We start from the raw sequence: 18,583 nt of genomic DNA, 5'->3' as shown, positions 1-18,583 counted from the left end.
TTCCCTCCCGCTCTTCCCGTTTCTGGAGACACTTCATGCACGACGAACGCAGCCGCATCGAGGAGCGCGTGCAGCGCCTTCACGACCAGCGCATCAAGACCGCGATCTACGCGGCCACCGTCCCCTTCGAGGTGGAGGCCTGGCAGGCACCGGGGGAACCGGTCCCGTTCGAGGAGGCCGCCGCCGCCTCGTACGAGCCGTTCGCCATGGGCACCCCCTGGGGCCCGCCCTGGGGCACCACCTGGTTCCGCATGCGCGGCCAGGTGCCCGCCGAGTGGGCCGGCAAGCGCGTCGAGGCCGTCATCGACCTCGGCTTCGTGGGCGACTGGCCCGGCAACCAGGCCGAGGCCCTGGTGCACCTCACGGACGGCACCCCGCTGAAGGCCGTCAACCCGCTCAACCAGTACGTGGCGATCGCCAACCCGGCGACGGGCGGGGAGACGGTCGACTACCTGGTCGAGGCCGCCTCCAACCCGGACATCCTGGCGGACAACTTCTCGAAGATCACCCCGCTCGGCGACAAGCTGACCGCGGGCGACCAGCCGATCTACACCTTCCGCAGCGCCGACATCGCGATCCTCGACGAGGAGGTCTGGCACCTCGACCTCGACGTCCAGGTGCTGCGCGAGCTGATGCTGGAGCTGGGCGAGCACGACCCTCGCCGGCACGAGATCGCCCACGCGCTCGACCGGGCCATGGACCTGCTCGACCTGGACGACGTCTCCGGCTCCGCACCCGCCGTCCGCGCGGCGCTCCAGCCGGTCCTGTCCCGCCCCGCCCACGCCAGCGCGCACACCGTCTCCGGCGTCGGCCACGCCCACATCGACTCCGCCTGGCTCTGGCCGATCCGCGAGACCAAGCGCAAGACGTCCCGCACGTTCTCGAACGTCACGTCCCTGGCCGACGAGTACGACGACTTCATCTTCGCCTGCTCCCAGGCCCAGCAGTACGAGTGGGTGCGCGACAACTACCCCAAGGTGTGGGCCCGCATCCAGGAGTCGGTCAAGAAGGGCCAGTGGGCGCCGGTCGGCGGCATGTGGGTCGAGGCCGACGGCAACCTGCCCGGCGGCGAGGCCGTCGCCCGCCAGTTCATCCACGGCAAGCGGTTCTTCATCGAGCACTTCGGCATCGAGACCAAGGGCGTGTGGCTGCCGGACTCCTTCGGCTACAACGCGGCCTACCCGCAGCTCGCCAAGCTCGCCGGGAACGAGTGGTTCCTCACCCAGAAGATCTCCTGGAACCAGACCAACAAGTTCCCCCACCACACCTTCTGGTGGGAGGGCATCGACGGCACCCGCATCTTCACCCACTTCCCGCCGGTCGACACCTACAACGCCCGCTTCAGCGGCGAGGAGATGTCCCGCGCGGTCCGCAACTACTCGGAGAAGGGCGGCGCCAGCCGCTCCCTGGCCCCCTTCGGCTGGGGCGACGGCGGTGGCGGCCCCACCCGCGAGATCATGGAACGCGCCCGCCGGCTGGCGGACCTGGAGGGCTCCGCGAAGGTCGTCGTCGAACACCCCGACGAGTTCTTCGCCAAGGCCCGCGAGGAGTACCCGGACGCGCCCGTCTGGGTCGGCGAGCTCTACCTGGAGCTGCACCGCGCCACCTACACCTCCCAGGCCCGCACCAAGCAGGGCAACCGCCGCTCCGAGCACCTCCTGCGCGAGGCCGAGCTGTGGGCGACGACGGCCGCGCTGCACGCACCCGGGTACGCCTACCCCCACGAGAAGCTGGACCGGCTCTGGAAGACGGTGCTGCTGCACCAGTTCCACGACATCCTGCCCGGCTCCTCCATCGCCTGGGTGCACCGCGAGGCCGAGGCCGAGTACGCCCGCGTGGCCGGTGAGCTCAAGGAACTCACGGCCGAGGCCCTCGCCGCCCTCGGCGCGGGCGGGCCCCGTGCCTTCAACACGAGCCCCTACGACCGTGCCGAGGTGGTCCGTACCGCCGAGGGCGCGCCGGTGTACGTGGAGGTGCCCGCGAGCGGCTCCGCACCCCTCGCCGACGCCCGGCCCCCGCAGCCCGTGACGGTGAGCGGCCGGGTGCTCGACAACGGGCTGGTCCGCGTGGAGATCGCCGAGGACGGCACCCTGTCGTCCGTGCGCGACCTGCGCGCGAACCGCGAGGTCCTGGCCGACCAGGGCAACCTGCTGCGCCTGCACACCGACCTGCCCAACTACTGGGACGCCTGGGACATCGACAAGCACTACCGGAACCGCTACACGGACCTGCTGGACGCCTCGTCCGTCACGGTCGTCGAGCAGGACCCGCTGATCGGCGCGGTCCGCGTCGAGCGGTCCTTCGGCAAGGGCTCCACGATCACCCAGACGATCACCGTCCGGGCCGGCAGCCCCCGGATCGACATCGAGACGGACATCGACTGGCACGAGACCGAGAAGATCCTCAAGGCGGCCTTCCCGGTCGACATCCGCGCCCCGCACTCCTCCGCCGAGATCCAGTTCGGCCACATCCAGCGGCCCACCCACACCAACACCAGCTGGGAGGCGGCCCGCTTCGAGGTCTCCGGCCACCGCTGGGTGCACCTCGGCGAACCCGGCTACGGTGTCGCGGTCATCAACGACTCGACGTACGGCCACGACGTCTCCCGCACGGTCCGAGAGGACGGCGGCACCACGACCACCGTCCGCCTCAGCCTGGTCCGCGCCCCGCGCATCCCGGACCCCGAGGCCGACCAGGGCCGCCACCGCTTCACCTACGCGCTGCTGCCCGGCGCGAGCATCGAGGACGCCGTCGCCGAGGGCTACGCCCTCAACCTGCCGCTCCGGGTGGCCGAAACGGCGGGCGCCCCCGCACCGGTCGTCTCCGTCGAGGGCGAGGGCGTCACCGTGGAGGCGGTCAAGCTCGCCGACGACACCTCGGGCGATGTCGTCGTACGGCTCTACGAGTCCCGCGGCGGCCGCGCCCAGGGCGTCCTGCGCACCGGCTTCCCGCTCGCCGGCGCACAGATCACCGACCTGCTGGAGCGGCCCCTGGAGGACGCGGACCTCGCCGACGGCGGTGTCCCCGTCACCCTGCGGCCCTTCCAGATCCTCACACTGCGTCTGCGTAGGGGCTGACCCATGGCCATACAACCCTGGTTCTCCGACGCCAAGCTGGGGATCTTCATCCACTGGGGCATCTACGCCGTCGACGGCGTGCAGGAGTCCTGGTCGTTCTACGACGACATCGTCCCCTACGACCGGTACATGTCCCAGTTCGACCGCTTCACGGCCTCCCGCTACGACCCGCGCGACTGGGCGAAGCTCTTCGCGCGGGCCGGTGCCCGGTACGCCGTGCTGACCAGCCGCCACCACGACGGCGTCGCCCTGTGGGACACCGCCCACGGCGACCTGAACGTGGGCCGCGATCTGATCGCCGGCTACGCGGACGCCCTGCGCGAGCAGGGACTCAAGGTCGGCCTCTACTACTCGCACTCGGACTGGAGCCACCCCGACTACGCCTCCACCCGCAAGCCCGGCCGCCCGCCGGAGCTGGAGGACAACCGCTACTCCGAGGTCGCCGCCGAGTTCGAGGACCTGACCGCCTGGGAACGCTTCCTGGCCTACCGGGACGGCCAGATGCGGGAGCTGGTGTCCCGCTACCAGCCCGACCTGCTGTGGTTCGACGGCGAGTGGGACCGCAGCGAGGAGCAGTGGCGCATCCCCGAACTCGCCGCCCTCATCCGCTCCGAGGTCCCGGACGTCGTCTTCAACGCCCGCATGCTGAGCGAGGGCGACTACGCCACCCCGGAACAGGGCGCACCCGTCATCCCGCCGGAGGGACCCTGGGAGCTCTGCCTCACGATCAACGACTCCTGGGGCCACCAGCACCACGACCACAACCACAAGTCGGTCGACCAGCTGATCCGCTACTTCACCGAGACCATCGGCGGCGGAGGCAACCTGCTCCTCAGCGTCGGCCCGCGCGAGGACGGCACCATCCCGGCCGAGCAGGCGGAGCGGCTGGAAGGACTCGGCGCCTGGATCGCCAAGCACGCGGAAGCGGTGTACGGCACCGTCCGGGGACTCCCGCCCGGCCACCACTACGGCCCGAGCACCCTCTCCAAGGACCGGCGCACCCTCTACCTGACCCTGTTCGACGCCCCACGCGCCGCGATCAACGTCCGCGGACTGCTCAGCAAGGTGCGCGGGGTCACGGTCCTGGGCAGCGGCACGGAACTGCCCCACCGCGTCACCGGCGGCCTGCACGAAACACCGGGCATCCTCTGGATCGAACCCCCCGCCGCGGCGGACCTCGACCCGTACGCCACGGTGCTGGCCGTCGAACTGGAAGGGGAACTGGAGCTGTACCGCGGCGCGGGCCGGTTCTGACGAAAGTTTAAGAAAGCGGTGAAAGGCCTGCTCACGGGCGGTATGTGGACGCCCGTGAGCTGGCCGGTTCGCCTGTGCGACACCTGCGGTTCGCCCGGTCCCCCTGGGATCGGAACGCACAGCGAAAGAAAGGTGTCACCGTGCGAGACCCGCGTATGTCCGTCATCGGCAAGGGACTGAAGCGTCGCGGAAGGCTGGTGATAGAGGCGGTCAGTCCCCCGCGCCGGAACCTCGACGCCGTCCCCGGCCCCCGCCCGGACACCGACACCTACACCGCCCCGACCGCTCCCCGGCTGGTGGACTCGCCCGTCTTCGTGCTGTCGTCGGTGCGCTCCGGTTCGACCCTGCTGCGCGTCCTGCTGAACAGCCACAGCCGCATCCGCGCCCCGCACGAGATGCATCTGCGCACCGTGCACGTCAGCCTGTCCCGCGACTTCACCGCGGACGCCATGCGGGCGCTCCACCTCGACAAGGACGAGCTGGAACACGTGCTGTGGGACCGGGTGCTGCACCTCGAACTCACCCGCAGCGGCAAGGACGTCATCGTCGACAAGACCCCGCCGAACACCCTCATCTGGCCCCGCCTGCGCCGATGTTGGCCGAACGCCCGGTACATCCTGCTGCTCCGCCACCCCGGCGCGGTCGTCGCCTCCCTCACCAGCCGCCGCACCGACCCCGATCACGAGGCCGTCCGCGCCGAGGTCCTCGAGTACAGCGAGAAGCTGGAGGAGGCCCGCCGGAACCTCGACCCGCACGTGATCACGTACGAGGAGCTCACCGCCGAACCGGAGAAGGTCACCCGCGGCATCTGCGACCACCTCGGCGTGTCCTGGGAGCCCGGCATGCTCGACTACGGCAGCAAGGACCACGGCACGTTCCGCCCCCAGCTCGGCGACTGGTCCAGCACCATCAAGTCCGGCCGCATCCAGACGGCCCGCACCGCCGACCCGGACGTCGAACTGCCCCCACGCCTGAAGGAACTGGCCCAGGCGTGGGGGTACAGCGCTTAGCGGGAGCCGACGGGGCCTAGAGAGGCAGCGCCCCGACCGCGGCCTGCGGGGCCGCCCCGACGGAGTCGACCGGCATCGGCGGCAGCGGCTCGTCCGCCTCCGCCCGCTGCTGCGGCAGCGCCACCGGACGCAGCGGGCGCGGCCCCGACACCACGGTGTAGTCCTGGCCCAGGAACGGCGGAACCACCTCGCCCGGGTCCTCGCCGAGCGCCAGCCGCACAGCCGCCCAAGGGGCGTTGATCCCGCACAGGGACAGCTGGTGCAGGCCGCCGGCCGGGCGGGTGTTGACGTCCATGAGGACCGGACGGTCGCCGAACATCCGGAACTGGATGTTGGACAGGTAGTGCAGACCGAAGCCCTCCGCGAGCCGCCGGGCCGGGTCCAGCCACTGCTCGTGCAGTGTGAAGCCCCGGCGGCGGCCGTTCTTGGTGCGGCCCACGGCCATCCGGACCCGGTTGTCCGGACCGGTCAGGCAGTCCACCGACACCTCGGGCTGCTCCAGGCGCGGCATCACCAGCCAGTCCACCGGCTCCTCGGCCTGCCGCAGCGCCTCCAGCACCAGATCGAGCGGCACGTACGGGCTGGGGAACCCGTCGAGTTGCGACAGCGAGAAGGGCGAGCGGGTGATCACGCGGAAGCCCACACCGCCCGCTCCGGACGCAGGCTTGAAGCACGCCTTGTGCCCGCCTGCCTCCAACTCCTCGACAGCGGCGACCAGTTCGTCCTCCGAGCGGACCCGGTACCACGGCGGCACCGGCACGCCGATCGCCTGGACCGCCTCGTACGCGATCACCTTGTCGTGGAAGACGGCCACCGCCTCGGGCGGGGGCGCCAGCACCGCCGTACCGGCAGCTTCGAACTCGGCGCGGTGCGCCACGATCGCCGACTGGTGCAGCCGGGGCACGAACACATCGATGCCGCGCCGCGCGCACTGCACCAGCGCGTACTCGACGTACCCGGCCGGGGACAGGCCCTCGGGCTCCAGCTCGGCGGTGTCGGCGGCGGCCAGCACGGGGGAGTCGGGGTCGCCGTGGGTGGCATGGATCTCGACGGCCCGGTCGCTGGGATTTCTCCGCAGCTGATCCATGAAGAACACGTTCTCCGCGTACGTGCGGTTGAGCCAGACGCGTACGCGAGAGACCATGCAGGCCGCCTTTCAAGGTTCGCGGGCAGGGCTCAGCGGCCCGTGCCCGGGCAGATTGAATGTGGGTACACCAAACCGCCCCTGCGAAAGGGAAGTTTTCAGCGGTGGTGTTGGGGCCGATCATACGGCTTCGCCGGGCTCTCTCGTGCAACGCGCGTGTGAAGGATTCCTCCCGTCGTGGCCATCCGGCCGGTCTTGTCCCCGGACGCCGAGATGTGATCTCTTGGTGGCGTTCGTGTGTGCGGAGGGGGATGAAGGGTGACATCGACGGCCGGTGGTGCCGGACAGCTGCTGGCCATCAGCGATCTGCACATCGGCTACCCGGAGAACCGCGCCCTGGTCGAGAGCATGGCGCCCGTGACGGACGACGACTGGCTGCTCGTGGCCGGTGACGTCGCGGAGACCGTGGCCGACATCCGCTGGACCCTCAAGACACTCGCGGGCCGCTTCCGCAAGGTCGTCTGGGTGCCCGGGAACCACGAGCTGTGGACCCATCCGAGCGACTCCGTCACCCTGCGGGGCGTCGCCCGATACGAGTATCTGGTCGAGCTGTGCCGGGAACTCGGCGTGACGACACCCGAGGACCCCTACCCCGTCTGGGACGGCCCCGGCGGCCCGGTGGCCGTCGCCCCGCTGTTCCTGTTGTACGACTACTCGTTCCTGCCGGCCGGGTGCACGACCAAGGAACAGGGCCTGGAGTACGCCCACGGCACGGGGATCGTGTGCTCCGACGAGTATCTGCTGCACCCCGACCCGTACCCGAGCCGGGAGGCCTGGTGCCGGGCCCGGGTCGCCGAGACCGAACGCAGACTCGCCGAGCTGCCCGGCGATCTGCCCGTGATCCCCGTCAACCACTACCCGCTGGACCGGCATCCGATGGACGTCCTGTGGCACCCCGAGTTCGCCATGTGGTGCGGCACCGGCCTGACCGCCGACTGGCACCGCAGGTTCCGTGTCCACACGATGGTCTACGGCCACCTGCACATCCCTCGCACCACCTGGCACGAGGGCGTGCGCTTCGAGGAGGTGTCGGTGGGCTATCCCCGCGAGTGGCGCAAGCGGTCCGAGCCGCCGGGGCGACTGCGACGCATCCTGCCGAGGGAGGGCGAGGAGAGGTGATCGAGGAACTGCTGCCCGCGAGCGTGGTCACCGTGGAGGCCTACGGCCAGGACGGCGCGGACACCCCGCTGTACCCCGAGGAGGCGGCGCTCGTGGCGCGGGCGGTCGCCAAGCGCCGGCGGGAGTTCGCCGTCGTACGCTCCTGCGCCCGGCGCGCCATGGAGAAGCTCGGTGTGCCGCCGCAGCCGATCCTGCCCGGGGAGCGCGGCGCCCCGGGCTGGCCGGCCGGGCTGGCCGGCAGCATGACGCACTGCGACGGCTACTGTGCCGCCGCCCTGGTCCGCGCCGCCGACCTGGCCTCCCTCGGCATCGACGCCGAGGTCCACGGGCCGCTGCCCGAGGGGGTCCTGCCCTCGGTGTCCCTGCCGTCCGAGGCGGAGCGGCTGCGCCTGCTGGCGGCACAGCGGCCCGACGTCCACTGGGACCGGCTGCTGTTCAGCGCGAAGGAGTCCGTCTACAAGGCGTGGTTCCCCCTCACCGGGAAGTGGCTGGACTTCATGGAGGCGGACATCGAGATCTCCGTCGACGGCGGCTTCAGCGCGGCACTCCTCGTCCCCGGGCCCCTGGTGGGCGGCCGCCGCGTCGACCGCTTCGAGGGCCGCTGGACGACGTCCCGCGGCCTGGTTGCGACGGCCGTCGCTGTCTCGCACGCCTGAGGCGCCGCGCCCTCAAGGGCGGGGGGCTGCGCGAACAACCCCGAACAGGCCCGCACTCGGAAGACCACCCGCACTCCCGAGCTCGACTCCGCCCCCCTGGCCCCGGCGCTACGACTCGGGACACCAATTCCGCAGCAACCGGAAGAACTCCTCCTCGTTCCCGGTCAGCCCCGCCCGTTCGAGAGCCGCCTCCGCCTCGGCGAGGACCGCGGGCGGGACGATCGCGGGGCGGCTGCCGGTCTCCAGATCGAACGCGGCCCGGACGGTGTGCAGCAGTCGCAGATAGGCCTGGACGGCGGTGCGCTCACGGTCGGTCGGTACGGCGGTCTGCATCGGTCGGCTCTCCCCGTGTCGGCGTCATCGGTCCCGCGCCATGCGGCACGCACGCCCCGCACAGAAAGGGCGCACCTCCAGCTTGCCGTCCACCACTGACAATCCGGCCCCGCCGCCCCCCGGTTCGCCCGCTCGGCGGAAGAACCCGGACGGCCCGTCAGCCCTGCGGACCCCGATACCCCAGCGACGCCTCGATCCGCCCCGCCAGATGGTCCCGCTGCACCGGCCCCCGCGACGACGAACCGGCCAGCCACGCACGGCACTTGCTGGCCAGCAGCAGACCGAAGCTCTCGGCCTCCCTCTCGTCGTCCTGGTCGAAGCGGGTGCGCGCCGCGACCTTCAGGACCGTCGCCTGGAGATCGGCGGTGTCGTCGAGCAGCCGGGCCGCGACCGCCGCGCCCTCGACGTGGTGGGAGCAGTGCCCGGCGTTCATGTGCCACAGCTCGTGGCCCAGGATCACCAACTGGTGGTCCGGCGCGGTGCGTTCCTCGATCACGACGAGGTCCTGCTCGGCCATGTCGAGCCACAGCCCGCTCGCGGTCCCGACCGGGAAGGCGGCCGTACGGAAGTGGACGGGCCGGCCACGGCGTCTGCTCATGGCGTCGCACAGCGCGGCGTACAGCTCGTCGGGCCGCGCCGGCGCGGGGAGGGTCAGCTCCGCGACCAGCTCGCCGCACAGGCGGCGCATTTCCTTACCGATGCCCACAGTTCTCCCCACGGTCACGAATCGGGCCGCTTGACGCTCTCCAGGAGCATGTCCAGCCACTCCGCGACCTTGTCACGGTGCTGGTCGGTGGGCAGCTGCGCGGCCCGCCAGGCGATGCCGCGCACGCCGTGGTCCTGCAACAGCCGCTCCAGCGGGTCGTCGGCCGCCGCGGCCGCCTCCCGCTCGCGGTCGGCGAGCTTCTGCAACAGCTCCTGCTCGATGTGCTGGAGGGCGCTCACCAGCGCCTCGGGGTCCTCCGCCGTGAGGAAGCCCGCGTGCACCCGGAAGAACCGCTGGAGGGCGTCGCAGTGCTCCATGGTCGGCCGCCGGTCGCCGTTGATGAGGGCGCCGGCCTGCTGCCGGGACATGCCCGCGCCGTCGGCGATCTCCTGCTGGGTGTACTTGCGGCCGGTGGGCTTGAGCCGGGTCCGGCGCAGCAGATCCAGGCGCTGCAGGAACCGGGCCTGCACATCGGGCTCGCCCGCGGGCCTGCCGCAGAGCAGGGCCTTCACCACCGGCTCCGGAACCCCGGAGGCGACGGACAGCCGGCCGATGCCGAAGACCTCGGCGTGCGGCACACCGAGCCGGTCCGCGAGCGCGGTGACACGGGAGACGACGGCCGGTAGCACGGCCGTCGGCGTGGCGCCCGGACTTTCGACGAAGCCACCCGTCACCGACAGATCTCCTACGTCTCTCACAGGCTTCTCACAAGTGGATGCCGTGACTTTCCCCGGCGTGAACTTCCCGGAGCGTAGCCGGTGCTTCGAACTCACATCCAGGTCTCGCCACAACTGTGGCCAATTTCAGCCGTCAACAGGCATGAAATGCCACGATAGTTGACACGCCTCAGCTTCGGGCAGCAGGATCGGGGCGCCGCGTCAAGGCCGCACAGGCAAGAGGGGTGACCTCCCGATGGCATATCAGGCAGGAGGGCAGCGGCCGGCACCGCGGCCCGTCGCCGAGACTCCAGAGGCCCAGGCCTATCTGGAGGACTACACCGGGCTTCTGGAGGCCGTCTCCTCCCCCTCGCTCGTCGTCGACCACTGCTGGGACGTGGCGCTGACCAATAGCGCGTTCCGGTCACTTTTCGGTGGCGTGGGTCCGCACCCGACGGCCATGCCGGGCGACAACTTCCTCAGGTTCGTGCTGTTCCACCCCGACGCCCCCACGGTGCTCGGCGAGCACGAGTCGAGCTGGTGTCTGCCGATGCTCGCGCACTTCGCGCGCACCGTGGAGAGCCACGGCCCCGACCACGGACTCCAGGCCATCCGCCGTGACATCGCCCAGGACCCGATCATGGAGGCCGCGTACCGGCAGGGACTGCCGCACTGGATCCGCTCGGTCGGCGAGGACGCCGTCGAGCACGACGGAGCCGTACGCCCACTGGTGCACCCGGATCCGCGCCGGGGTGCCACCGAGTGCCGGGTCGTCGTCGAGACGTCCAGGACGCTCGAGGAGCTGGGCTGCACCCGGCTCACGTTCGTGCCGCGCGAGGCCCGCCGTACTCCGTCCAGGGAGCGCGGGACGCGTCGTAGCGCCTCCCACCTGAGGGTCGTACCGGCGGCCGACTGAGCGCTTCCGGCCTCGCCCAAACGACGTTCGCCCCATTCCCAGACGATGTGGTGTGTGACATAGTACTGGCGTGAGCGAGTCGCTGACCTGCGATGTCGTGGTGGTCGGAGCCGGAGTGGTCGGCGCCGCCTGTGCCTTGTACGCGGCCCGCGCCGGCCTCGATGTCGTCGTGGTGGACCGGGGCGCGGTGGCCGGCGGTACGACCGGCGCGGGGGAGGGGAACCTCCTCGTCTCCGACAAGGAGCCCGGACCCGAGCTCGAACTCGCCCTGCTTTCTGCCCGGCTCTGGGCCGAACTGGCCCGGGAAGGGCTGGGGAAGGCCGTCGAGTACGAGGCCAAGGGCGGTGTCGTCGTCGCCGGCACCGACAGGGCCCTGGCCGGTCTCGAGGAACTCGCCGCCGGGCAGCGCGCGGCCGGGGTCGAGGCCGTCCCCGTGCCGCCCGACCGGCTTCCCGACCTGGAGCCGTACCTGGCTCCCGGTCTCGCGGGCGGCATGCACTACCCGCAGGACGCCCAGGTGATGCCCGCCCTCGCGGCGGCGCATCTGCTGCGCGCCTCGAACGCCCGGCTGCTCACCGGCCGGGAGATGACCGCGGTGCTGCGGGGGCCCGGCGGTGCGGTGCGCGGGGTGCGGACCGACCGGGGCCACATCCACGCCCCGGCCGTCGTCAACGCGGCCGGCACCTGGGGCGGCGAGATCGCCGCCCGCGCGGGCGTGTCCCTGCCGGTGCTGCCCCGGCGCGGCTTCGTCCTGGTCACCGAGCCGCTGCCGCCCCGCATCCGGCACAAGGTGTACGCCGCCGACTATGTGGGCGATGTCGCGAGCGACTCGGCGGCGCTGCAGACCTCCCCGGTGGTGGAGGGCACGCCCGCCGGGCCGGTCCTGATCGGCGCCAGCCGTGAACGGGTCGGCTTCGACCGGTCGTTGTCGCTCCCGGCGCTGCGCGCGCTGGCGGCGGGCGCGACCGACCTCTTCCCCTTCCTCGCCGATGTCCGGGCCCTGCGCACCTACGTGGGCTTCCGGCCGTATCTGCCGGACCATCTGCCCGCCATCGGCCCGGACCCCCGGGCGCCCGGACTGCTCCACGCCTGCGGGCACGAGGGCGCCGGCATCGGTCTCGCCACCGGCACGGGCCGTCTGATCGCCCAGGCGCTGACCGGGCAGGCGCCCGACCTGGACCTCGGCCCGTTCCGGCCCGACCGCTTCACCGAGGAGGCCGAGTGAATCCGCTGGAGCTGGCGGGAGCCAGGCCAGGCCCCGCCTTCACGGTCACGTTCGACGGGCGGCCGGTCGAGGCCCTGCCCGGGCAGACGGTCGCCGCCGTGCTGTGGGCGGCGGGCATCACCTCCTGGCGCGCCACCCGGGGCGAGGGCCGTCCGCGGGGGGTGTTCTGCGGGATCGGCGTCTGCTTCGACTGCCTGGTGACCGTCAACGGCCGCCCCAACCAACGCGCCTGTCTGGTGCCGGTGCGGCCGGGGGACGTGATCGGCACACAGGAGGGCACGGGCCATGAGGGGGTGCGCCATGCGGACTGACCTGGTCGTGATCGGCGCAGGGCCTGCCGGTCTCGCCGCGTCCCTCGCGGCGGCCGCGCGGGGCACGCGGGTCGCGCTCGTCGACGGGGCGACGGAGCCGGGCGGGCAGTTCTACCGGCAGCCCGCCGCCGGGCTCGGGGCCGGGCGGCCCGAAGCGCTGCATCATCAGTGGCGGACCTGGGAGCGGCTGCGCGACGGACTCGCCGCCAGTGCCGTACGGGTGCTGACCGATCATCATGTGTGGTGTGTGGAGCGCGGGTCCGGCGGCTTCGTCGTGCACGCGCTGCTCGGGCCGCAGCAGGAGGAGCCGGCCGAGGTGCACGCCCCTGCCGTGCTCCTGGCCACCGGTGGCTACGAGCAGGTGCTGCCCTTCCCCGGCTGGACCCTGCCGGGCGTCGTCACCGCCGGGGGCGCCCAGGCCATGCTCAAGGGCGGCCTGGTGGTGCCGGGACGCCGAGCCGTCGTGGCCGGCACCGGGCCGCTGCTGCTGCCCGTGGCGACCGGGCTCGCGGCAGCCGGGGTGGAGGTCGCCGCGCTCGTCGAGTCCGCCGACCCGGGGCGCCTCGCCCGCCACGGCCGGGCCCTGGCCGGCAAGCTTCCCGAGGGCGCCGGATACGCCGCCCGGCTGCTGCGCCACCGCGTGCCGTTCCTCGCTCGTCACACCGTCGTCCGCGCCCACGGCGACGACCGGCTGACCGGCGTCACGGTCGCCGCCCTCGACAGCGACGGACGCGTCAGGACCGGCACCGAGCGGCAGTTGCCTTGCGACACCCTCGCCGTCGGGCACGGCATGCTCCCGCACACCGACCTGGCGGAGGGTCTCGGCTGCGGCCTCGACGGGCTCACCGTGGCCGTCGACACCGAGCAGCGCACGGACGTACCCGGCGTATGGGCGGCCGGGGAGGCCACCGGCATCGGCGGCGCGGCCCTCGCCCTCGCCGAGGGACACATCGCCGGGTGCTCCGCCGCCGCGTACCTGCACGGCACCGTCCCCGACCCGGCCCCCGCAGCCCTCAAGGCCCGTACGCGGCTCATGAGATCGGCCGCCGCCCTCGACGCCGCTTACGCGCCGCCCGCGCACTGGCCCGAGCAGGTCACCGACGACACCGTGGTCTGCCGCTGCGAGGAGGTCACCGCCGGTGCCGTGCGCGACGCCCTGGACCTCGGGGCGGGCGACGTGCGCACCGTGAAGCTGCTCACCCGGGCCGGGATGGGCTGGTGCCAGGGCCGGATGTGCGCCGGCGCGGTCGCCGGCCTCGCCGGATGCCCGCCCGCCCCGGCCAGAAGGCCCCTCGCCCGTCCCGTTCCGCTCGGCGTCCTCGCACGGCAACACCCCCAGGAGGGACAGTCATGACCGATCACCGCCCCTGGCGCGGCGTCCTCGTCGCCACCGCGCTCCCGCTGAACGACGACCTCTCCGTGAACTACGACCGGTACTCCGAACACTGCGCCTGGCTCGTCGAGAACGGCTGCGACGGCGTCGTGCCGAACGGTTCCCTCGGCGAGTACCAGGTGCTCACCCCCGAGGAGCGCGCCCGGGTCGTCGAGACGGCCGTCGCCGCGATCGGCGGGCGGCGCGTCATGCCCGGCGTCGCCGCGTACGGGTCCGCCGAGTCCCGGCGCTGGGCCGAACAGGCGGGCGAGGCGGGGTGCGAGGCGGTGATGCTGCTGCCGCCGAACGCCTACCGCGCCGACGAGCGGTCCGTCCTCGCCCACTACGCCGAGGTCGCGAAGGCCGGCCTGCCGGTCGTGGCCTACAACAACCCGATCGACACCAAGGTCGACCTGGTGCCCGAGCTGCTCGCCCGGCTGCACGGCGAGGGGCACATCCGGGGCGTGAAGGAGTTCTCAGGCGATGTCCGCCGGGCCTACCGGATCGCCGAACTCGCCCCCGAACTGGACCTGTTGATCGGCGCGGACGACGTCCTGCTGGAGCTGGCGGTCGCGGGCGCCAAGGGCTGGGTCGCGGGCTACCCGAACGCGCTGCCCCAGGCCTCGGTCGAGCTGTACCACGCGGCCGTCGACGGCGACCTCGACACCGCGCGGGACCTGTACCGGCGGCTGCACCCGCTGCTGCGGTGGGACTCGCGGGTGGAGTTCGTCCAGGCCATCAAGCTGTCCATGGACCTCGTCGGCCGCCACGGAGGCCCCTGCCGACCGCCGCGCATGCCGCTGCCGGCCGAGCAGGAGGCCGCCGTCCGAGCCGCCACCGAGAAGGCCGTAGCGGCCGGATTGGCGTAACGACCATGCGCAGCAGACTCGTCCTGCACGCCGTCGACTCGCACACCGAGGGCATGCCCACCCGGGTGATCACCGGCGGCATCGGCACCGTCCCCGGCGCCACCATGAACGAGCGGCGGCTGTACTTCCGCGAACACCGCGACGACATCAAGCAGTTGCTGATGAACGAGCCCCGCGGCCACTCCGCCATGAGCGGCGCGATCCTCCAGCCGCCGACCCGACCCGACTGCGACTGGGGCGTCGTCTACATCGAGGTCTCCGGCTATCTGCCGATGTGCGGGCACGGCACGATCGGCGTGGCGACCGTGCTCGTCGAGACCGGCATGGTCGAGGTCGTCGAGCCGGTCACCACCATCAGGCTCGACACCCCGGCGGGCCCGGTCGTCGCCGAGGTCGCGGTCGAAGACGGCGTCGCCAAGGCGGTGACGCTCCAGAACGTGCCCTCCTTCGCCGTCGCCCTCGACCGCAAGGCCACCCTCGCCGACGGGCGGACGGTGACGTACGACCTCGCCTTCGGCGGCAACTTCTACGCCATCCTGCCGCTGGAGCGGTTCGGCCTGCCCTTCGACCGGACCCGCAAGGAGGAGATCCTCGCCGCCGGGCTGTCCCTCATGGCCGCCGTCAACGACGAGGACCCGCCCGTCCACCCGGAGGACCCGTCCATCCACGGCCTCCACCACGTCTACCTGGCCGCCCCCGGCTCCACCGCCCGCCACTCCCGGCACGCCATGGCCATCCACCCCGGCTGGTTCGACCGCTCGCCCTGCGGCACGGGCACCAGCGCCCGCATGGCACAACTGCACGCGCGCGGCGAACTCCCGCTGCACACCGAGTTCGTGAACGAGTCCTTCATCGGCACCCGGTTCACCGGCAGACTGCTCGGCACGACCGAGGTGGCCGGCCGCCCGGCCGTACGGCCCAGCTTCACCGGACGCGCCTGGATCACCGGCACCGCCCAGTACCTGCTGGACCCCGACGACCCGTTCCCCGCCGGGTTCGTCCTGTAGCCCCGACCACGAGAGGACACCGCGACCGTCATGGCTGCCCCGCGGCACACCCCCGCCCTGCCCCTGCTGGGCAGCAGGAAGCCCAGCCACCGGGAGCGGGTGGCGGACGCGCTGCGGGCCGCCCTGATCGCCGGTGAACTGCGCCCCGGCGAGGTCTACTCGGCCCCCGGCCTCGCCGCCCGCTTCGGCGTCTCCGCCACCCCCGTGCGCGAGGCCATGCTCGACCTCGCCAAGGAGGGCCTGGTCGACACCGTGCCCAACAAGGGCTTCCGCGTCACCGCCGTCTCCGAGCGCCAACTCGACGAGTACACCCACATCCGGGCGCTGATCGAGATCCCCACGACGGCCGGCCTGGCCGTCACCGCCGACCCGGTGGCCCTGGAGGCACTGCGCCCGGTCGCCCAGGAGATCGTCACCTCCGCGGCGGCCGGCGACCTCATCGCCTACGTCGAGGCCGACCTGCGTTTCCACCTCGGCCTGCTGGCCCTCGCCGGCAACGACCATCTCGTCGACGTCGTACGGGACCTCAGACGCCGCTCCCGGCTGTACGGGCTGACCGCACTCGCCGGGCAGGGGTGGCTGGAGGCGTCGGCGGAGGAGCACCTGGAGATCCTGGACGCGCTGCTCGCCCGGGACGAAGAGGCCGTGCGGACGGTCATGACCCGGCACCTCGGGCATGTCCGGGGCCTGTGGGCCGCGCCCTGACCGTCCGGATCACAGGTCCAGCACGAGCCGCTTCCCACGGCAGCGGGACACACAGATGAGCATGGTCTGGCCCGTCGCGCGTTCGTCGTCGGTGAGTACCGAGTCGCGGTGGTCCGGTTCGCCCTCCAGGACATCGGTCTCGCATGTGCCGCAGGTGCCCTCGGCGCAGGAGTACAGCACCTCGACCCCGGCGGCGCGCACGGTGTCGAGCACGGACACGTCCGGTGCGACGGTGAGCGTCCTGCCGCTCTGCGCCAGCTCCACCTCGAACGCGGTGTCGCCGCCCGTCTCCCGCTCCTTGGGCCGGAACCGCTCGACGCGCAGCACCTCGGACGGGCTCCGGGCCTCCACCGCGTCCAGCAGCGGGCCGGGTCCGCAGCAGTAGACGAGCGTGCCGTCGGGAACGTCGTCCAGCACCGAGGGCAGGTCCAGCAGCCCCGTCTCGTCCTCGGGCGCGATCGTCACCCGGTCGCCGTACCGGCCCAGTTCCTCGCCGAACGCCATGGACCGGCGGGTGCGACCGCCGTAGAGCAGCGTCCACTCGGCGCCCGAGGCCTCGGCCGCCGCCAGCATCGGCAGGATCGGGGTGATGCCGATGCCGCCCGCGACGAACCGGTAGCGCGGGGCGGGCTCCAGGCCGAAGTTGTTGCGGGGGCCGCGCACCCGGACCTTGTCGCCCGGCCCCACCTGCTCGTGCACATGGGCTGATCCGCCCCGCCCGTCCGGCTCGCGCAGCACCGCGATCCGCCAGGCCGACCGGTCCGCCGGGTCGCCGCACAGCGAGTACTGCCGCTCCAGGCCGGGGCCGAGCACGACGTCGATGTGGGCGCCCGGTTCCCAGTCCGGGAGCGGATCGCCCAGCGGGTGGCGCAGAGTGAGGGCGAGCACGCCGTCGGCGGCGGACTCCCGCCGCTCGACGACGAGTTCGGCTTCGTACGCGCTCATGAGCTGTTCCCTCGCGGCTCGTGGACGGAGTGTCCCTGGGGGTGGGCGAGCATCCACTCCCACATCTCGACCGGGTCCTGCGCGGTGTGCTCACGTCCGCAGTGGCAGGTGCCGTGCAGGACGTCGGTGCCGGGCAGCCAGTCGATGCGGTAGATCTCGCCGGTCCTGAACGAAGAGGGCGCTGTCACTGGACCTTCTCCAGGGGCTTGTCGCCCTCCTCGACCAGCCGGGCGAGGATACGGCGGGCGGCCAGACCACCGGTGTCGATGTTGATGCTGAGTTCCTGGTAGCCGGTGCGCTCGGTGCCCAGCGTCTTCTGCAGCAGGTTGAGCGCGGTGACGTCCTGCATCACGACCGTGTGGTTGTTGCCCCGCAGGAATTCGGTGACCTCGGCGTCGTCCGTCGCCCAGTCGCGCGAGACGGCCCAGAAGTCGTACACCTTGCCGTCGCCGGACGGAGTGATCGCGTAGGTGATCTCCGTGTGGAAGCCGTTGGGGTCGCTGCCGTCCGGCTCCGGCACCACCCCGACCGGGGCGATGCGGCTGTGCAGCAGATACAGGCAGGGGGTGTGGTACTCGATGTCCTGCCAGCGGGTGATCCGGCCCTCTATGCCGGTGGACTTGGCGTAGAACGGCGGGCACTCGGCGTCGTCCATGTGCCGGCTCACCCGGACGATCCCGGCGCCCTCGTCGACCTCCGTGGTGATCGGCGTCTCGGCGACCTCGGGGGTGCCGATGTACCCGCCGTGCAGATACGTCTCGTGGGAGAGGTCGAGGAGGTTGTCGACGAGCAGGCCGTAGTCGCAGTCGATGGGCTCCATGCCGCGCACGGTGACCCAGCCGGGGGAGTCCAGATGCCTGGCCCTCGGGATGGTCTGCGGGTCGGCGAGTGCCGGGTCGCCGATCCACACCCAGATCAGCGAGTCCTGCTCGACGACGGGGTAGGAGGCGACCCGGGCGGTGCGCGGCACCCGTTTCTGTCCCGGCACGTACACACACGTACCGGTCGTGTCGTACGTGAACCCGTGGTACCCGCACACGATCCGGTCCCCGTCGAGACGGGTCGGTGCCTCGGACAGCGGGTACCGGCGGTGCACACACCGGTCGTGCAGGACGACCGGCGTGCCGTCCTCCTCGGTCCGGTACAGCACGAGCGTCTCACCGAGGATCGTCCGGCCGAGCAACTCCCGCCCGACCTCGTGACTGTAGGCGGCGACGTACCACTGGTTCCTGGCGAAGGCAGTGGTGTGAGGCATGGATGCGGCTCCCGTCTCTGGGT

19 protein-coding genes are annotated in these 18,583 nt (G+C 72.1%); 12 read left to right on the top strand and 7 right to left on the bottom strand.

Annotated elements, in window-relative coordinates; translation table 11 throughout:
• Window positions 1–35: 35 nt before the first annotated feature.
• The 3 genes from ACZ58V_RS10425 to ACZ58V_RS10415 all read left to right on the top strand — a co-directional run bounded on the left by ACZ58V_RS10425 (window position 36) and on the right by ACZ58V_RS10415 (window position 5,341).
• Window positions 36–3,077 (top strand): alpha-mannosidase, encoded by a 3,042-nt coding sequence (locus ACZ58V_RS10425; protein ID WP_471289457.1) that lies wholly within the window; start codon window positions 36–38, stop codon window positions 3,075–3,077.
• Between the two features lie 3 nt (window positions 3,078–3,080).
• A complete protein-coding gene (locus ACZ58V_RS10420) occupies window positions 3,081–4,331 on the top strand; it encodes an alpha-L-fucosidase (RefSeq protein WP_471289454.1) in 1,251 nt (416 codons plus the stop codon).
• Window positions 4,332–4,486: 155 nt separating this feature from the next.
• Entirely contained in the window at window positions 4,487–5,341 is an 855-nt protein-coding gene (locus ACZ58V_RS10415) for a sulfotransferase family protein (RefSeq protein WP_468186100.1), read from the top strand.
• A 16-nt stretch (window positions 5,342–5,357) separates the two neighbouring features.
• Here ACZ58V_RS10415 and ACZ58V_RS10410 read toward each other — a convergent pair whose 3' ends face one another.
• Window positions 5,358–6,485, bottom strand: a complete 1,128-nt coding sequence (locus ACZ58V_RS10410; RefSeq protein WP_468184247.1) for an ATP-grasp domain-containing protein — start codon at window positions 6,483–6,485, stop codon at window positions 5,358–5,360.
• A 258-nt stretch (window positions 6,486–6,743) separates the two neighbouring features.
• On the opposite strand from ACZ58V_RS10410, the gene ACZ58V_RS10405 reads away from it, so the two are divergent.
• Both ACZ58V_RS10405 and ACZ58V_RS10400 read left to right on the top strand, forming a co-directional pair.
• A complete protein-coding gene (locus ACZ58V_RS10405; protein WP_468184249.1) occupies window positions 6,744–7,604 on the top strand; it encodes a metallophosphoesterase family protein in 861 nt (286 codons plus the stop codon).
• Window positions 7,601–8,260 carry a 4'-phosphopantetheinyl transferase family protein gene (locus ACZ58V_RS10400; RefSeq protein ID WP_468184252.1) on the top strand — a complete coding sequence of 220 codons (660 nt, stop codon included), beginning with the start codon at window positions 7,601–7,603 and terminating at the stop codon, window positions 8,258–8,260. Before ACZ58V_RS10405 ends, ACZ58V_RS10400 begins: the two co-directional genes overlap by 4 nt.
• 108 nt (window positions 8,261–8,368) lie before the next feature.
• On the opposite strand, the gene ACZ58V_RS10395 is transcribed toward ACZ58V_RS10400, so the two are convergent.
• From ACZ58V_RS10395 to ACZ58V_RS10385, 3 genes are all read right to left on the bottom strand, one after another.
• Window positions 8,369–8,593 (bottom strand): hypothetical protein, encoded by a 225-nt coding sequence (locus ACZ58V_RS10395; protein ID WP_359889451.1) that lies wholly within the window; start codon window positions 8,591–8,593, stop codon window positions 8,369–8,371.
• Window positions 8,594–8,750: 157 nt separating this feature from the next.
• On the bottom strand, window positions 8,751–9,281 hold the full coding sequence (locus ACZ58V_RS10390) for a toxin-antitoxin system, toxin component (protein WP_468186103.1): 531 nt from the start codon (window positions 9,279–9,281) through the stop codon (window positions 8,751–8,753).
• A 32-nt stretch (window positions 9,282–9,313) separates the two neighbouring features.
• Window positions 9,314–9,973, bottom strand: a complete 660-nt coding sequence (locus ACZ58V_RS10385; RefSeq protein WP_189726086.1) for a helix-turn-helix domain-containing protein — start codon at window positions 9,971–9,973, stop codon at window positions 9,314–9,316.
• 238 nt (window positions 9,974–10,211) lie between these two features.
• Here ACZ58V_RS10385 and ACZ58V_RS10380 point away from each other — a divergent pair, with 238 nt between their 5' ends.
• The 7 genes from ACZ58V_RS10380 (at window position 10,212) to ACZ58V_RS10350 (ending at window position 16,360) form a co-directional block, all read left to right on the top strand.
• Window positions 10,212–10,871, top strand: coding sequence for an MmyB family transcriptional regulator (locus ACZ58V_RS10380; protein WP_468184258.1), 660 nt, complete (start codon window positions 10,212–10,214; stop codon window positions 10,869–10,871).
• 70 nt (window positions 10,872–10,941) lie between these two features.
• On the top strand, window positions 10,942–12,096 hold the full coding sequence (locus ACZ58V_RS10375) for an NAD(P)/FAD-dependent oxidoreductase (RefSeq protein ID WP_471289450.1): 1,155 nt from the start codon (window positions 10,942–10,944) through the stop codon (window positions 12,094–12,096).
• Entirely contained in the window at window positions 12,093–12,407 is a 315-nt protein-coding gene (locus ACZ58V_RS10370; RefSeq protein WP_184588232.1) for a (2Fe-2S)-binding protein, read from the top strand. The genes ACZ58V_RS10375 and ACZ58V_RS10370 overlap by 4 nt, the downstream gene beginning before the upstream one ends.
• Complete coding sequence (locus ACZ58V_RS10365) at window positions 12,397–13,761, top strand: FAD-dependent oxidoreductase (protein WP_471289449.1); 1,365 nt, start codon at window positions 12,397–12,399, stop codon at window positions 13,759–13,761. Before ACZ58V_RS10370 ends, ACZ58V_RS10365 begins: the two co-directional genes overlap by 11 nt.
• Entirely contained in the window at window positions 13,758–14,648 is an 891-nt protein-coding gene (locus tag ACZ58V_RS10360) for a dihydrodipicolinate synthase family protein (RefSeq protein ID WP_468184267.1), read from the top strand. Before ACZ58V_RS10365 ends, ACZ58V_RS10360 begins: the two co-directional genes overlap by 4 nt.
• A gap of 5 nt (window positions 14,649–14,653) precedes the next feature.
• Window positions 14,654–15,655, top strand: coding sequence for a proline racemase family protein (locus ACZ58V_RS10355; protein WP_471289446.1), 1,002 nt, complete (start codon window positions 14,654–14,656; stop codon window positions 15,653–15,655).
• 30 nt (window positions 15,656–15,685) lie between these two features.
• Window positions 15,686–16,360, top strand: a complete 675-nt coding sequence (locus ACZ58V_RS10350) for a GntR family transcriptional regulator (protein ID WP_471289444.1) — start codon at window positions 15,686–15,688, stop codon at window positions 16,358–16,360.
• A 9-nt stretch (window positions 16,361–16,369) separates the two neighbouring features.
• Here the strand turns inward: ACZ58V_RS10350 and ACZ58V_RS10345 are convergent, their stop codons facing one another.
• The 3 genes from ACZ58V_RS10345 to ACZ58V_RS10335 are packed head-to-tail and all read right to left on the bottom strand — an operon-like array spanning window position 16,370 to window position 18,560.
• Complete coding sequence (locus ACZ58V_RS10345; RefSeq protein ID WP_471289443.1) at window positions 16,370–17,305, bottom strand: PDR/VanB family oxidoreductase; 936 nt, start codon at window positions 17,303–17,305, stop codon at window positions 16,370–16,372.
• Window positions 17,302–17,493 carry a hypothetical protein gene (locus tag ACZ58V_RS10340; protein WP_468184278.1) on the bottom strand — a complete coding sequence of 64 codons (192 nt, stop codon included), beginning with the start codon at window positions 17,491–17,493 and terminating at the stop codon, window positions 17,302–17,304. Before ACZ58V_RS10340 ends, ACZ58V_RS10345 begins: the two co-directional genes overlap by 4 nt.
• Window positions 17,490–18,560, bottom strand: a complete 1,071-nt coding sequence (locus tag ACZ58V_RS10335) for a Rieske 2Fe-2S domain-containing protein (RefSeq protein ID WP_468184281.1) — start codon at window positions 18,558–18,560, stop codon at window positions 17,490–17,492. Before ACZ58V_RS10335 ends, ACZ58V_RS10340 begins: the two co-directional genes overlap by 4 nt.
• Window positions 18,561–18,583: the final 23 nt, after the last annotated feature.

It is taken from the genome of Streptomyces sp. NPDC040589, assembly GCF_055594445.1.
This window is presented reverse-complemented; position numbering and strand designations above follow the sequence as displayed.